This window comes from Streptomyces coeruleorubidus, from assembly GCF_028885415.1.
Lineage (GTDB): Bacteria > Actinomycetota > Actinomycetes > Streptomycetales > Streptomycetaceae > Streptomyces > Streptomyces coeruleorubidus_A.
The window spans coordinates 7,768,194-7,783,295 of the sequence record NZ_CP118527.1; the positions used below are offsets into that span (position 1 = coordinate 7,768,194).

The following is a 15,102-nucleotide window of genomic DNA, read 5'->3' on the forward strand; positions in this document are numbered from 1 at the left end:
TCAGGGCTGGGTGTTGTGTCATGCCTGGAAGGTGGGGCCGACGAGCTTGGCGTGCGGGCCGGGCAGGAACCCGCCGGCCGCCGCGGTCTCGGCATCGGGCATGCCGGAGCCGTCGACCTCGACGACCTTGATGCCTCGGCGGGCGCCGTGGAGGCCCCGAGAAGCTGTCACGCGTGGGGCAGGAGACCGCAGCCGATAACGCCCTGACGGGTGGACCGCGCTACCGGGCGGGTGGCGCGAAGACTGACAGGACGCCTTCGGCCACCGTCGTTCGCCTGCTGTCATGTTCCCGGTACAGCACGCCGGTGCCGCAGCTCGTCCCCTCGAACTGTTTCGCCGGCCCGATGCAGTCGGGGAGGCGCAGCACCGCACGGGTGTCCCTGTCCAACTGGCGTACCACGGTGGCCGGCTTACCTCCGGCACTCACCCACTTCTCGCCGTCCAGCCGCCAGAGCGACGAGGGACGGTGCAGCACCTTCTTCTCGTCCTCGTAGCGCTTGGTGGAATCACAGGTCCAGGAGGCGATGGTGGCGTACAAGTGCCCGTCGCCGCCCCACCACAGGTCGTGCACCTCGACACCCCCGTTGCGGCCCGCCACAAAGCCGGGCGGCAACGCGGCGGACATGTCGGTGGCCCTGGTGCCACCTCGCCGGTCAAGGAGGTAGATGGGGAAGGGGGCCGCGCACCCCCCGGGGTTCGACCGCTCCGCCACGGCGAACTGCTCCTCGCCGTCGGTGTCGGCCGCCGCCGGCATGTGGTTGTTCGAGTCGAAGAGAGGGTAGGAGACCGCGCCGCCGCCGTCCGTGCCGACCAGCCGCAACTGCATGGGGCTGCCGCTGCTGCCGTAACTGGTGGCCTGGCTGGTGAGCAGGTGGGTGCGCGTGGAGGCCAGGAAGTAGAGCACCCATCGTTCGCCGTTGTCGGGAGGCGGTGTCGCCCGCGTGCCCGAGGTGGCGGTGCTGTCCAGGTCGAAGCGGCGGGCTCCGGGGCCGGGGCCCTCGGGTGTCGGGTCGAGGGCCAGGACACCGCTCTCTCCGACGGCGGCGAGGTCATAGCACCTCGGGCAGGGCAGGCGCCGAACCCGCCCGGTCCTGGCGTCGACAGCGATGAGGTGGGTGTCCTTCGGGCTGTCCAGCAGCTCGTCGTCGGACAGGAACGCCACATGGGTGCCGCCGTGCGTCCAGACCACCTTGTTGTGCAGCGAGTCCGCCGTGTCGAAGACGCGCGGCACCCGAGCCAGTGGCCGATCGCCGCGCATCAGCACGAACTCCTTCTCCCTGATGTACGCGTAGGAGTCACGCAGGGCCGCCGTGGTCCGGGCGGGCCGGTCGTGGGAGAGCCGGTCCGCCCCGTCGTCAGTGGAGAACCACAGCACGAACAGTGTCGCGACCAGCGAGCAGACCACCGCGAGCGCGACCAGCGCCACCAGCCGCCCGACCGACACCCCGGATGCCTGCCGCCCCTGCTCGCGCATCACGACGACCGGTCCGCGGGATCGACCGCGTGCCATCCGTCGAGGTCCTCCTGGTAAGCCGTTTGGTAGCCGGCGAACGGCGAGTCCTCGGAGGACGACCGCGCCCGGGCCGTCAGCACGAACGGGTCGCCCTGGCGGTCGATCCGCTGAGTGAAGACGCCGTGGGACGTGACGACGACGAGTTCCAAGGTGAAGGAACAGCGGTACCGCTCGCTGTGGACGTCCGTCGGTTCGGCGGACCCGCTGGATCGTGCAGTCCGAAGCGTTCCGGGGGCCCCATCACGGCGAGGGCGAGAGCTGGCTGCACGCGTGCGCCTACGGGCATGGCTCCGATGGCTCGGGCAAGACCATCCGTACTGGTCCGTTCAGCGCCGGGCGAACTGCACACGCGTCGGCTGTATGACATCCGGGCGGACTGCGATGCCCTCGACAGTGAGCTGTTCGCCGTAGATGTCGGTGAGCCTCAGGGCGCCGCCGCAGCCCGTGCCGTCGGGGGAGAGGAAGTAGTTGTACTCGGTACGGGTCAGCCGGGTCCATCCGCTGCCGGTCCTGACCTCCAGACGGGCCAGCGGGTTGCGGTGGCCGAGCGCCTGGATGCCGCACCAATGGCGGCTGGAGCCGGTCTTGTAGCGGATCGAGACGGTGTCGGACGTGCTGGGGCTCAGCAGGCTCCAGGTGATCGGGATCCGGCCGGCGGACAGGCCCGCGAGCTTGGCGAAGGCCTCTTTGCTGAGGTCGAGTTGCCCGGGGGCGCAGGGGAGCGGGCATTCGTTGGTGATCCGGACCGTGACGGAGGCGCCGTTCGCCGCGCGGACGAGGATGTGCGCGCCGCACGCCTTGGACGTCTCGTAGTCGGTGTGGTTCATCGCCGCGACCATGAGGTCGGGGCTCGGGCCGTACAGGCAGGCACCGTTCCCGTCCTTGGCGTCGTAGTGGGTGGCGACCCCCTTGTAGGTGACCTTGGGCTGGATCCGCCCCGCCAGCGGTGCCGTGCCGGACGCCGGCCGTTGCGGGGACGGCGGGGCACCGGCGGTCGAGGGCCGCGCCGACGGGGTGGCCGCGGTCGGCGTCGGGGATGCCTTGGACGGCTTCGGCTTCGGCTTCGGCTTCGATTCGGGCTTCCGTTCCGGTGCCGTGGGTGAGGCACTCGGCTCGTTGCCGGCGGCGGGCTCGGCAGCGGCTCGCACGGCGTTCGGCTCGCTGTCGGGGCGGAGCGCCATCATCAGGGACAGCAGAACTCCCACCGCTGCCACGGCGACGGCGAGGACGAGGGCCGTGCGTCGCTTGCGGAGGGGACGGCGGCGGGAATGGGATGCCACGGATGAGTCCTTACGTGGTTCAGGAGAATGCGCGCTTTCGCCTCACCAGTGGTCGCCGGGGCGGGAAAGGTTGCCGCGCGTGCGGCGGGGCCCTTCCAGGACCCGGCCGCCTTCGTCCCGTCAGACCCGTTGACCTCCACGTGGCGCACCCTTACCTTTTCGGCGTTCGTAATGACAGATGGTGTTCGAAATGTCAGACGACGCATCAGACGACGCCGTGTGTCCCCCAGTGAGAGGCAGGCCCCACCGCATGAGCCGCGACCGCGACCACGCTCTGCCCGAACCCCCCAGCCGCAGACTGCTGCTGAAGGGCGCCGCAGCCGCCGGTGCCCTGGCCGCCGTCCCCGCCGTACCGGGCATGGCCCAGGCCGCCACCCCGGCCAGGCCCCCGAAACCGGCCCCCTTCGTGAACCCGCTGGTCCGCAACCGGGCCGACCCGCACATCAACCGGCACAAGGACGGCTTCTACTACTTCACCGCCACCGCCCCCGAGTACGACCGCATCATCCTGCGCCGCTCCCGGACCCTGAACGGCCTGGGCACGGCGGACGAGTCCGTGATCTGGCGCGCCCACCCCACGGGGAACATGGGCGCGCACATCTGGGCGCCCGAACTGCACCGCATCGGCGGCAAGTGGTACATCTACTTCGCCTCGGCGCCCGCGGAGGACGTGTGGGCGATCCGCATATGGGTGCTGGAGAACGCCCATCCCAACCCGTTCAAGGGCACCTGGGTGGAGAAGGGCCAGGTGAAGACGGCCTGGGAGACCTTCTCCCTGGACGCGACCACCTTCACCCACCGCGGCAAGCGCTACCTCGCCTGGGCGCAGCACGAGCCCGGACTGGACAACAACACCGGCATCTTCCTGTCCGAGATGGCGAACCCCTGGACCCTGAAGGGCCCGCAGGTGCGGCTCTCCACCCCCGAGTACGACTGGGAGTGCATCGGCTTCAAGGTCAACGAGGGCCCGTACGTCATCAAGCGCAACGGCCGCCTCTTCATGACGTACTCGGCGAGTGCCACCGACTTCAACTACTGCATGGGCCTGCTGACCGCGGACACCGACAGCCACCTCCTGGATCCCATGAGCTGGTCCAAGTCGCCGACGCCGGTCTTCACCAGCAACGACACCACCAAGCAGTACGGCCCGGGCCACAACTGCTTCACGGTCGCCGAGGACGGCCGCACCGACGTCCTCGTCTACCACGCCCGCCAGTACAAGGAGATCAACGGCGACCCGCTGAACGACCCCAACCGCCACACCCGCATCCAGAAGCTCGGCTGGAAGCCGGACGGCACCCCGGACTTCGGCATCCCGGTCGCCGACACCGTCAAGGCGGGGGACTGAGATGAGACGCGCGTACGCCGTCCTCCTCGCCCTGTGCCTGGCGCTGGCCGGCGCCCTCGCCACCGCCGGGACCGCACAGGCCGCGCCCCGGACCATCACCAACGGCACCCAGTTCAAGGACACCTCGGGCAACCCCGTCCACGCGCACGGCGGCGGGGTCATCAAGGTCGGCTCCTACTACTACTGGTTCGGCGAGCACCGCAACGCCGACAACACCTTCCGGTACGTCGACGCCTACCGCTCGACCGACCTGAAGAACTGGGAGTTCCGCAACCACGTCCTGACCGAGGCCAGCGACCCGGAGCTGGCGACCGCCAACATCGAGCGGCCGAAGGTCATGTACAACGCGTCCACCGGCAAGTTCGTGATGTGGATGCACAAGGAGAACGGCACCGACTACAGCGAGGCCCGCGCCGCTGTCGCCGTCTCCGACACCGTGGACGGCAACTACACCTGGAAGGGCAGCTTCCGCCCGCTCGGCCGGCACATGTCCCGCGACATCACGGTGTTCGTCGACACCGACGGTGCGGGGTACATGATCTCCGCCGCCCGCGAGAACTACGACCTGCAGATCTACCGCCTCACCGCCGACTACACCGGCATCGCGAGCCTGGTCGCCAACCCCTGGCCGGGCGGTCACCGCGAGGCTCCGGCGCTGTTCAAGCGAAACGGCGTGTACTTCATGCTGACCTCGGGCGCCACGGGCTGGAACCCCAACCAGCAGCAGTACGCCACGGCCACGAACATCGCCGGACCCTGGTCGGCCATGAAGAACATCGGCGACTCGACGACGTACGGCTCACAGACCGCCTACGTCCTTCCGGTGCAGGGCAGTTCGGGCACCTCGTACCTCTACATGGGTGACCGCTGGGGCAACTCCTTCGGCGGGACCGTCAACGACTCGCGGTACGTCTGGCTGCCGCTGGCCTTCTCCAACTCGACCACGATGTCCATGTCCTGGTCGCCGGAGGTCACCATCGACGCGGCCGCCGGGACCGTCTCCGGCACGAGCGCCACGTACCACACCCTCGTCGCCCGCCACTCGTCCAAGTGCGCGGACGTGACCAGCCAGTCGCTGTGGGCGGGAGCCCAGCTCAAGCAGTACGACTGCAACGGCGGCACCAACCAGAAGTACTGGTTCAAGTCCGTCGGCGGCGGCTCCTACCAGCTGATGGTCAGGAACAGCTCCCTGTGCGTGCAGGAGAACACGAGCACGGTCACGCAGGAGAACTGCAACGCCGCCGCGACGAGCCAGCAGTGGTCGCTGACCACCACCGGCTCGTACGTGAACGTCAAGTCCCGTGCGACCGGCGAGTGCCTCGACGTGAACGGCGCGTCCACCGCCAACGGCGCCGCGCTCATCACGTACACGTGCAACGGCGGCACCAACCAGCAGTGGACGCACGGGACATGACGACCCCGGCTGTCCATGGGCCGGCAGGTCGATCGCGTCGATCGCCGTCCCCGCACTGAGGAGGCCGGTCGCCCCCGACCCGCTCACCACGTCGATCCTGAGCACGTTGTACCGACTCGGGTCCGTCTTCCAGGCGGACACCGGGACGCTGTACGCGACCGGGTGTTCGGCTGGGTGGGCGGGGAGGGGATGGCCAGGGCGGGAGTGACAGTTGAATCGATTTCGCGAAAGGGCTTTCACGCGCTTGGTGGAGCATCTTCGGGAAATCTAGCCGAAGTCTAGAAAGCGCTTGCCGCAAGCGATACGTTCAGCCGCCAGGCCTTGTCGCCGTGACGGAGGAGCTGTGAGTGAGACGTTTCAACATGGCCGTGCTGGCGGCCGTGACGCTGAGCACCGCCCTGTCCGCCGTACCCGCTCACGCGGGGGAAGCAGGCGCAGGTCCGGGCCTCGCGCACTGCGCCGCCGGCGCCTGCCACTTCGACGTCCCGCCCGGCACGTACGACGTGCGGGTCGTGCTCGGCGGAAAGACCGCGTCCGCCACGAGCATCAGCGGCGAGACCCGCCGGTCCCTGCTGCCGGAGACGGCCGCACCGGCGGGCGAGCGTGTCACCCGCAGCTTCACCGTGAACGTCCGCACCCCCGAGGGCGAGCCCACCGGCCCCGACGGAACCCCCGGCCTCGACCTGCGGATCGGCGGTTCCGCCCCCGCCCTGGCCGGCATCAAGGTCACCCCCGCCCGGCACACCCGCCAGATCTTCCTGGTCGGCGACTCCACCGTCTGCGACCAGCCCGGCGACCCGTACTCCGGCTGGGGCCAGCAGTTGCCCCAGTACCTCGGCAAGGGCCTGTCTGTCGCCAACTACGCCGATTCCGGCGAGAGTACGGTCACGTTTCTCGGGAACCCGCGGTTGTGGGCCACCGTACGGCCCCTGATCCGCCCCGGCGACCTGGTCCTCGTCCAGCTCGCCCACAACGACAAGACGACGGACGAGGCCACCTACCGGGCCAACCTGGAGACCCTGGTGGCGGGAGTCCGGGAGCGGGGCGGACAGCCGGTCCTTGTCACTCCCATCGTGCGACGCTGGTTCAACCCCGACGGCACGCTGAACAACTCAACCGCGCTCCTGGTCAACGGCCTGGGCGTCGACCACCCGGCGGTCACGCGCTCCGTAGCGGCCGCGCGGGACGTCCCGCTGATCGACCTCACGGCGAAGACGAAGGCACTCGTCGAGTCCCTGGGCGTGGAGGGTTCCAAGGCCCTGTACCTCTCCAACGAGGCGCGGGACAACACGCACACCTCCGTGCGCGGTGCCACGGCCTACGCGGGCCTGGTCCGCGACGAACTCGTCACCCGGCATCTGGTGCCGAAGGGCAAGGTGCGGGTGGGATGAACCCCTGGGGCGCCCCGACCGGAACCGGGGCGCTCCAGGTCCAACCGTTTTTGACCTGTCCCAGCACGAAAGAGACGCGATGCAGCTGCCTCCCGCCGACCGCACGACCTCCGCGTACACCGGCTACACCCGCGCCCACTGGGAGGCGGCGGCCGACGCCCTGCTCACCGCCGTCGAGCCGTACGCGACCGAGGACCACGCGCTGTATCACCTGCCCGGCGACCGGGCCAGCTGGTCGGGCCGCCTCTCCGACGGCCTGGAGGGCTACGCCCGCACGCTGCTGCTGGCCGCCTTCCGCCGTGACGAGAAGGCCCTGGAGCGCTACGCCGACGGCCTGGCCGCCGGAGTCTCGGGCGTCTGGCCACGCATCGAGCACCGCAGCCAGCCCCTGGTGGAGGCGGCGTCGATCGCACTCGCCCTGCGGCTGACGCGGGAGCTGCTGTGGGACCGGCTGGACGACGGCGTACGGCAACGGGCGGCGGCCTGGCTCGGCGACGCGCTCACCGCCGAGGCCTGGCCCTGCAACTGGGAGCTGTTCCCGGTCACGGTGGGCGGCTTCCTGGCCGAGATCGGCCACGAGCCGGACGCGTCCCGCGCGGCGATCGACCGCGGCCTGGAGCGCATCGAGCAGTGGTACGTGGGCGACGGCTGGTACACCGACGGCGACGGCCGCAAGTTCGACTACTACAACGGCTGGGCGATGCACCTCTACCCGGTGCTGCACGCCTGGCTGGAGCGCGACGAGCGCCTCCTGGACCTGTACGGGGCGCGTCTCGAACGCCACCTCTGCGACTACGCCCGCCTGTTCGGCGGCGACGGCGCCCCCATGCACCAGGGCCGTTCCCTCACCTACCGCTTCGCGACGACGGCACCGCTGTGGCTGGGCGCCCTGACCGGCCGTACGCCTCTGCCGGCGGGGGAGACCCGGCGCCTGGCCTCGGGAGCACTGCGCTACTTCCTCGACCGGGGCGCGGTCGACGACCGGGGCCTGCTGTCCCTGGGCTGGCACGGCCCCGACGAGTCCGTCCTCCAGGGCTACTCGGGCCCGGCCTCCCCGTACTGGGCGAGCAAGGGCTTCCTCGGCCTGCTCCTGCCACCCGACCACGAGGTGTGGACGGCGACGGAAGAACCCGCCCCGGCCGAGCGCGCGGACTCCGTCACCCCCGTCGGCCCTCCCAACTGGCTGCTCCAGTCCACCCGTTCCGACGGCGTGGTCCGCCTCCACAACCACGGCAGCGAGGACGTCCGCTACGACCCGTACTACACGCGCCTGGCCTACTCGACCGTGACGGCCCCGTCCCCCTCCTACGACAACAGCGTGCTCCTCGGCGACGACCCGAGCCGCACCGGCATCGAACCGCTGGGCGTCGGCGAAGGCTGGGCGGCCTCGCGGCACACCGCCGGCGGGGGAGCCCGGGTGACGAGCGTGGTCCTGGCGCACGGCGCGGCCGAGGTGCGGGCGCATCTGGTGTCCGGGGCGGAACCGGGGACACCGGTGCGGGTGACCGGCTGGCCGGCGGCGGAGGGCCTGCGGGCCGAACTCCTGCCCGCGGCCGGCCTCGACGAAGCCCTCACCGGCGTCACCGGCGACGGCGACACGCTGTTCGTCGCCCTGGCCCGGCTGACGGGGGAGCCGGCCCCGGTCCCGCTGGCGGAGCTGGTCTCCGTGCGGGTGGACGAGACAGGGTCGGTCGAGGTCCGCTGGAGCGACGGGGACGGGGCGCGGGTTCTGCTGGACGGTTCGGGGGTGGAGGTGGCGCCGCTCTCGGCCTGAGACGGGTGGGGCGCCGAGGCGGCCTCCGGTCGGCTGCAGTTCGGCCCGCGCCGAAGCGATCCGCGCCTAGCGTGGCCCCATGACCGCACACCCGAAGCAGACACCGGCCGCGGGGGCCGCCACCGCCTTCGCCGAACTCCACCACGCCGACGAGCCCTTCCTGCTGCCCAACGCCTGGGACTGCGCCTCCGCGCGAGCCCTCGCCGGGCAGGGTTTCCGGGCGATCGCTACGACGAGCCTGGGCGTCGCCGCGGCCGCGGGACTACCCGACGGCGAGGCGGCGACCCGGGAGGAGACGCTCCGGCTGGCCTTCGCCCTCGGGGCGGAGCCGTTCCTGGTGTCCGTCGACGCCGAGGGCGGCTTCAGCGACGACCCGGACGAGGTGGCGGAGTTCGCGCGCGAGCTGAACGCCGTGGGAGTCGTCGGCATCAACCTGGAGGACGGACTCGGGCCCGCCGACCGGCACGCGGCGAAGATCGCCGCGGTCAAGGAGGCTGTCCCCGGCCTCTTCGTCAACGCCCGCACCGACACCCACTGGCTCGGCGACGGCGACGCCACGGACACGCTCGCCCGGCTCGACGCCTACCAACAGGCGGGCGCGGACGGCGTGTTCGTCCCCGGCCTCGCCGACCTGCGGCAGATCGCCACCCTGGTGCGCCACGTCCACGCCCCCCTGAACGTCCTCTACTCGCCGGGTGGCCCCTCCGTCCCCCACCTGGCCGACGTCGGCGTACGCCGGATCAGCCTCGGCTCGCTGCTGTACCGGCGGGCGCTGGGCGCGGCCCTGGAGGCGGTGGCGGAGATCCGGGCCGGCCGGACACCGACGGGTGCGACACCGTCATACCAGGACGTGGCCGGTCAGGGCGCTCCGTAGGCTGTTCTCCAGGTTGTTCCGTAGGTCGTTCCGTCAGGTGTCGAGCGCGGCGACCAGCAGCGATACCGCAGCGAGGTCCGGCAGGCTCCGCAGGCACGCGACGACCTGGTCGCCCGCGAACTCGCGCTGCGCGGCGGTCACGGTGGGATCGACGGCCGTCTCGGCCTGCACATGGATGTAGTTCAGGTCCGTGGCGAAGAGCATCGAGAACGACTCCGGGCCCGTGACCACGGCCCGGCCCCCGGCATCCCGGTAGGCCCGGGCCAGACGCCGGGCGGACGCGATGTCCACCGCGTTGCGGCCCGACCATACGTACACGGCACGCGCGAACTCCCGTTCCGCCGAAACGGGACCGGCGTTGTCCCAGTCGAGGAGGACCGGCCCATCCGGGCCGACCAGGACGTTCTGGGGCTGGAGGTCCAGGTGCGAGGTCACCAGGCCGCCGGGAGCCGACGGTGTCACCCAGTGCGCCAGCCGGGGCGCTGACGTGGCGATGAACCGGCTCAGTTCGTCCGCCCACGGCAGGCCGGCGTCACGCACCTTCTTGAGGACGTCCTCCCAGTCGGCCTCGCCAGGACACCGCTCGTACCAGTCGCTGGGCGTCTCGACGGCGCCCTCACCGGCCTGGTGCAGCAGCGCCATGGTCCGGCCGAACCACTCCAGGATCTCGGGGTCGGACGCGTCCGCCCGGGTGCCGTCGACCCAGTCGTACAGCTTCACCCAGGACCCGGCCGGGGAACCGAGCCGGGAGACGTGCGCGCCCTGCCCGTTGGGGTGGAGACGGGGTGAGGCGATGCCCAGGTCCGCAGCGGAGTCCCGGAGCGCGGCCTCGCGGCGGACCTGCGCTTCGTCGCAGCCGAAGAGGAGCTCCTTCACGGCCCACGAGGGCCCGTTTCCGGTGAGTTTCCAGATCTGGCCCAGGGCCCCCCGGGTGACCGGTGTCATGGTCCAGGGCCCGGCGCCGAGTGCGTAGCTTCGCGCTATGGAGTCGGCTGTGTCACGCATCGGTCGTCCTCTGTTCGCGGGGCCAGTTCTGAAGAAGTACGTGCAGGGCGTCGATCGCCCTGTCCCAGGACGCCTGTACGTCACGGGGCGCGCCGAAGGCGCCGGTGGACTCCAGGGCGCAGTAGCCGTGGAAGGTGCTGCGCAGCAGGCGTACGGCGTCGGTGAGGTCGGGTTCCTCCAGGCCGTAGGCGCGGAGCATGCCGTAGGTGACGTCGGCCGTGCGGCGCATCGCGGGGGAGTCCGCGACCAGGTCCTGATCGACCGGGAGCTGGGTCGCCGCGTACCGGCCGGGGTGTTCCAGGGCGTAGGCCCGGTAGGCGCCGGCGAAGGCGCCGAGCGTGTCCCGGCCGGCCTCCCGCCCCTCGACCGCCGCCGCGATCCGGTCGATCATCTCGCCGCCCGCGAGGAGGGCCAGGCGGGTGCGCAGGTCCTTCAGGTTCCGGACGTGGGTGTACAGGCTCGCGTCCTTCACCCCGAAGCGGCGGGCCAGGGCGGAGAGGGTGACGTGCTCCAGGCCGGCCTCGTCGGCGAGGTCGGCCGCGGCGGCGACGAGGCGGTCGGGGGTGAGGCCGGCTCTGGGCATGAGGGAAGAGCGTAGTACGGGCTCAGCGGATCGGCGCGTACACCACTCCCAGCTTGTCGATCTCAGCGCCCGCGCGGCCCGTGAAGCCGACGATCTGCCAACCGGAGGGGGCCGTGAAGGTCTTCGCGTCCGATGTGGCCGTGCCGGCGGACAGGGTGCGGTTCTTGTCCGTCGTGAAGGACGCCGAGAAGATCCGGGTGCGGCCGTCCTTCTGGCCCCTGCGTCAGCTTCACCGAGGTCAGGTGCTCACCGGAGGCCAGCGTCAGCGAGGTCGCCGTGCCGCCCGTGCCGCCGTGGGTCAGGGCCGTACCGCCGTCGTGGGTCAGGGAGACCGCGTCCAGGCGGGTGGCGCCGCGCAGGGTGAGGGTGCGGGGAGCGGGGTTGGCCGGCAGGTCGTCCGCGTCGTTGAAGGCGGTGCCGTGCGGGCCGCCGAAGAAGTCGCTCGCCCGCAGGGACGAGTTGAGCGTGTAGGAGAAGTCGACCGCGTGCGGGAAGTGGTCGGACAGGTGCTTGCCGTCGGAGCGGAGGAAGGCTTTCCAGTCGTTGGCGTAGCGGGTCGCGGTCAGGTTCAGCAGCTTGCTGCCCCGGTAGAGGACCTTGTCCACGACCTCGCAGTCGTTCGCAGGCGCCGCCGCGTCACAGACCAGCGCGTCGCCGCCCTGGGCCGGGGGCGTACCGCCCTTGACCAGCTTCACCCACGCGTCCGTCAGGCCGTTCTCGGACAGCAGGGTGCGGATGTTGTCGCCGGTGCGGGTGTACCGCGTGTTCGTGTCCCCCATGACGATCACCGCGTTGCCCGCGGAGTTCGCCTGGATGAAGTCCGAGAGCTGCTCGACGTTGGCCCGGCGGGCGGCCAGTGCGTCGTCGGTCGAGTCGGCGTTCGTGTGGACGTTGTACAGGTCGACGAAGACGCCCTCCGCGAGCCTGACCCGCGCCAGCGAAAAGCCCTTGGGCGTCAGGCAGTTGGTGCCGGTGCAGTTGTTCCACTTCACCCGCTGGAAGTCCTCGAAGGGGTGGTCCGAGAGGGTGTTGAGCCCGTCACCGAAGGCCGCGCCACCGCTGGTCGCCGTGCGGTAGAGGTGCTTGTCGTTGGCGTACAGCGAGGCGTGGTAGTTGAAGTCCTCCTGCACGTTCACGATGTCGTACGGCCCGAGCCGCTGCCCGATCAGCGGGGTGTTGGTCTCGGGGTCGCTGTCGCCGAGCCCGAGGGGGAGGCCCGCGATGTTGTACGTCAGCACGTTGAAGGAGCCGGAGTCCGCGGCGGCGGCGGGCGTCGCGGAGGTCGCGGTCAGTCCGGTGAGGGCCAGAGCGGCGGCGGTGAGGGCGCCGAGGAGTCGTCTCATGGTGGGGGTGTCTCCGGTCGGGGGAGGCAGAGAGGGACATGAACGATGTTCAGGTTCGAGCCCAACTCGGTTGATGCGCAAGGGACACGGGGGAAACAGTGGGAGATGAAACGGCGGACGGGGCCTACGACCACGCCCACGGCCGCAGCTTCTCCGGGTTGCGGACCGCCCAGATCCGGCAGACGCGCCCGTCGGAGACGTCGAACGATGCCACGGTCATGACGACGCCGGCACGCTGGGCCACCAGGCCCGGCACACCGTTGACCGACCGCTCCAGGAGCTCGAGCCCCGGCGCCTTGCCGGCGATGGCGACCATGTACTGGGCGATGCGCGCGCCGCCCTCGACCGGGCGCAGGACGGTGCCGACCATGCCGCCGCCGTCGGCGGTCATCACGGCGGCCGGGTCGAGGAGACCGACGAGGGCCGCGATGTCCTTGGTCTCCCAGGCCTCTTTGACGTGCCTCACCACGTCGGCCTGGCCGGTCGCCGTCACCGGAGCGCGTGCGACACTCACCCGCCGCCGGGCGGAGGCCGCCAGCTGCTTGCAGGCCGCGGGAGTCCGGCCGAGCACGTCGGCGATCTCGGCGAACGGGTACCGGAAGACGTCATGCAGGACGAACGCCACCCGCTCGGCGGGCGTCATCGACTCCAGGACGACGAGGAAGGCCATGGTCACCGACTCGTCCAGGACGATCTGTTCGGCGGGGTCCGCAGGGCCGGTGGGGCCGGCGCCGCCCGCGTGGTCCCATTCGGTTCGGTCGGGCAGCGGCTCGGGCAGCCACGCGCCGACATAACGTTCACGGCGGGCCCGCGCCGAGCCGAGCAGGTCCAGGCAGATGCGGCCGGTCACCGTCGTCAGCCACGCACCCGGGGACCGGATCTCCTCCTGCCGGTTTCGTGGCAGCCCGTACCAGCGGGCGTAGGCATCCTGCACGGCGTCCTCGGCCTCGGTCACCGAACCGAGCAACCGGTAAGCGACATTGATCAGTTGGCGTCGCTCGCCGGCTATCTCATCCGTGCCGCCCCCGACAGTTCCCATGCTTCCGGCCGCCCCCTCGCCTTACCTTTCCGAGGCCCGCGTCGTCGAGCCGGTGAGACCTTATCGACCTACTGCCCGAGGGCGGACAAGGGGAACTGTGACATGGCCACACAGATGACGGCGACCGCGAACGCACGGCGCGGCTCCTCGTTCCTGCGGTTCGCGATCGCCCTGCAGACCCTGACCATCTTCCTCCAGGCGGTCTCCGCCGGGCTGCTGCCGACCTCGTCCTACGGAGAGACGCTGCACGATGTCGGAGCCCGTGTGATGTACGGGGCGACGATGCTGTACGTGCTCGCGGCGGTCCTGGCGTGGAAGCCGGGCGGCGGCTCGCCCCGGCCTGTCTGGCACGCGTCGGGTTTCCTCGTACTCGCCTCGGTGCAGGTCGTGCTCGGCATCGCACACGTCCCGTCGGTCCATCTCCCCCTGGGAGTCCTGATGTTCGGTCTGAGCGTGCTGGCGCTGGCCCGGCGCTGAGGTCCCAGTGGGTCATGGCTGACGCAGCAGCTCCAGATCCGCGCCCCAGGCGTCGAGCACCCGGTCGTGGCCGGCCCGCCGTGCCGTCTCCTCGATGTCGGCGAAGAGGGTGCGCTGGGTGGGCGGGTCGCCGTCGGCCAGGATCCGGCCGACGACCGGCAGGAGCCGGCTCGCGTCCCACCGGGGCTCGCCCAGGGGCTGCCGTTCCAGCTCCCACCGGAGGTACTTGTTGTAGGGCCGGACGCGGCGGTGCAGGGCGAAGAGCACCTCCAGGGCGTAGGGGACGGACTCGGCGGCGTCCAGGTGGCCCATGGCGGGGCGGGCGTCACGGTAGCTCTTCAGGGAGCGGTATGTCTGGTTGACGTACGCGTCGAGCCAGCCGTCGACGGCGGCCCGGGCCTCGGTGGCGCCCAGCGTCCGTTTCTCGTCGAGGAACCGGGCGATGGTCCCGTCGAGCCGGTCGAGCAGTACCTCGGCGTGGACGTAGGAGTAGCGCGCGAAGCTGTCGGGGCGGCCGGGCATGCCGCGGGTGCGGAACTCCGCCAGCGGAATGACCACGAGGTCCAGGTGGGCGGAGCGGAACCAGTCCAACTCGGCGATCGGCGAGGCGTGCTCGTCCTCGAGGATCACGTGCAGGTCGTAGTCGGAGTGGACCGTCGGCATGCCCTCGTGGACCCGGGAGCCGCTGAGGACCAGTCCGACGACGCCGGGATCGGCGGCCGCCCGTGCGGTGAAGGCGGCCAGGGTGTCGTCAGGAGTGTTGCCCAAGGTGATGTGCATGGTGATCTCTCCCTCGGAACGTCAGGGGTCCGGGTCGGGTTCGCGTCTGCGGCGTCCGGGACACCGCGGGAGAGATCACCTCACGGTGCGGACGTTACTCCGTCCGCACCGCCCACCGGTATCGGTTTTCGCCTGGGCCTGCGGGTCGAGCCCGTCCGACAGCCCCGTGTACGCCGGCTTCGCCCCGTAGCTCTCGTTGTAGAGGCAGCGCGGCACGCCCAGGCGGTTCTCGGTGGCCGTCTTGTAGTGTCCCAGGAGTAGATCTTCCCCTTGTAGCAAGG

General features: G+C 70.9%; 14 protein-coding genes and 2 pseudogenes. 6 read left to right on the forward strand and 10 right to left on the reverse strand.

Annotated features, from left to right (window positions below):
• Positions 1-18 precede the first annotated feature (18 nt).
• The 4 genes from PV963_RS35920 to PV963_RS35935 all read right to left on the reverse strand — a co-directional run bounded on the left by PV963_RS35920 (position 19) and on the right by PV963_RS35935 (position 2,793).
• The gene (locus tag PV963_RS35920) at positions 19-171 is read right to left on the reverse strand and encodes a hypothetical protein (RefSeq protein WP_274820637.1); all 153 of its coding nucleotides are present in this window, start codon (positions 169-171) and stop codon (positions 19-21) included.
• 49 nt (positions 172-220) lie between these two features.
• On the reverse strand, positions 221-1,510 hold the full coding sequence (locus tag PV963_RS35925) for a hypothetical protein (RefSeq protein ID WP_274820638.1): 1,290 nt from the start codon (positions 1,508-1,510) through the stop codon (positions 221-223).
• A complete protein-coding gene (locus PV963_RS35930) occupies positions 1,474-1,662 on the reverse strand; it encodes a hypothetical protein (RefSeq protein WP_274820639.1) in 189 nt (62 codons plus the stop codon). Before PV963_RS35930 ends, PV963_RS35925 begins: the two co-directional genes overlap by 37 nt.
• 177 nt (positions 1,663-1,839) lie before the next feature.
• Positions 1,840-2,793, reverse strand: a complete 954-nt coding sequence (locus PV963_RS35935) for an expansin EXLX1 family cellulose-binding protein (RefSeq protein ID WP_274820640.1) — start codon at positions 2,791-2,793, stop codon at positions 1,840-1,842.
• 250 nt (positions 2,794-3,043) lie between these two features.
• Between PV963_RS35935 and PV963_RS35940 the strand changes: the two genes are divergently transcribed.
• Both PV963_RS35940 and PV963_RS35945 read left to right on the forward strand, forming a co-directional pair.
• On the forward strand, positions 3,044-4,141 hold the full coding sequence (locus PV963_RS35940) for a glycoside hydrolase family 43 protein (protein WP_274820641.1): 1,098 nt from the start codon (positions 3,044-3,046) through the stop codon (positions 4,139-4,141).
• Between the two features lies 1 nt (position 4,142).
• Entirely contained in the window at positions 4,143-5,555 is a 1,413-nt protein-coding gene (locus PV963_RS35945; RefSeq protein WP_274820642.1) for an RICIN domain-containing protein, read from the forward strand.
• An 18-nt stretch (positions 5,556-5,573) separates the two neighbouring features.
• Here PV963_RS35945 and PV963_RS44125 read toward each other — a convergent pair.
• Positions 5,574-5,749: pseudogene (locus tag PV963_RS44125) on the reverse strand (rhamnogalacturonan lyase B N-terminal domain-containing protein); the annotation flags it as partial.
• A 153-nt stretch (positions 5,750-5,902) separates the two neighbouring features.
• Between PV963_RS44125 and PV963_RS35950 the strand changes: the two are divergent.
• The 3 genes from PV963_RS35950 to PV963_RS35960 all read left to right on the forward strand — a co-directional run bounded on the left by PV963_RS35950 (position 5,903) and on the right by PV963_RS35960 (position 9,594).
• Entirely contained in the window at positions 5,903-6,946 is a 1,044-nt protein-coding gene (locus tag PV963_RS35950) for a rhamnogalacturonan acetylesterase (protein ID WP_274820643.1), read from the forward strand.
• 79 nt (positions 6,947-7,025) lie between these two features.
• Complete coding sequence (locus PV963_RS35955; protein ID WP_274820644.1) at positions 7,026-8,720, forward strand: DUF2264 domain-containing protein; 1,695 nt, start codon at positions 7,026-7,028, stop codon at positions 8,718-8,720.
• A gap of 79 nt (positions 8,721-8,799) precedes the next feature.
• Positions 8,800-9,594 (forward strand): isocitrate lyase/PEP mutase family protein, encoded by a 795-nt coding sequence (locus PV963_RS35960; protein ID WP_274820645.1) that lies wholly within the window; start codon positions 8,800-8,802, stop codon positions 9,592-9,594.
• A 33-nt stretch (positions 9,595-9,627) separates the two neighbouring features.
• Here the strand turns inward: PV963_RS35960 and PV963_RS35965 are convergent, their stop codons facing one another.
• The 4 genes and pseudogenes from PV963_RS35965 to sigJ form a co-directional block, all read right to left on the reverse strand.
• Positions 9,628-10,599: a phosphotransferase enzyme family protein gene (locus PV963_RS35965; protein WP_274820646.1), complete on the reverse strand. Its 972-nt coding sequence runs from the start codon at positions 10,597-10,599 to the stop codon at positions 9,628-9,630.
• A complete protein-coding gene (locus tag PV963_RS35970; RefSeq protein ID WP_274820647.1) occupies positions 10,592-11,182 on the reverse strand; it encodes a TetR/AcrR family transcriptional regulator in 591 nt (196 codons plus the stop codon). Before PV963_RS35970 ends, PV963_RS35965 begins: the two co-directional genes overlap by 8 nt.
• 22 nt (positions 11,183-11,204) lie before the next feature.
• A pseudogene (locus PV963_RS35975) lies at positions 11,205-12,525 on the reverse strand (jacalin-like lectin).
• A gap of 124 nt (positions 12,526-12,649) precedes the next feature.
• Entirely contained in the window at positions 12,650-13,564 is a 915-nt protein-coding gene (gene sigJ / locus PV963_RS35980; protein ID WP_274820648.1) for an RNA polymerase sigma factor SigJ, read from the reverse strand.
• 102 nt (positions 13,565-13,666) lie between these two features.
• Between sigJ and PV963_RS35985 the strand changes: the two genes are divergently transcribed.
• Positions 13,667-14,041 carry a hypothetical protein gene (locus tag PV963_RS35985; RefSeq protein WP_274820649.1) on the forward strand — a complete coding sequence of 125 codons (375 nt, stop codon included), beginning with the start codon at positions 13,667-13,669 and terminating at the stop codon, positions 14,039-14,041.
• Between the two features lie 12 nt (positions 14,042-14,053).
• On the opposite strand, the gene PV963_RS35990 is transcribed toward PV963_RS35985, so the two are convergent.
• Entirely contained in the window at positions 14,054-14,821 is a 768-nt protein-coding gene (locus PV963_RS35990; RefSeq protein WP_274820650.1) for a hypothetical protein, read from the reverse strand.
• Positions 14,822-15,102: the final 281 nt, after the last annotated feature.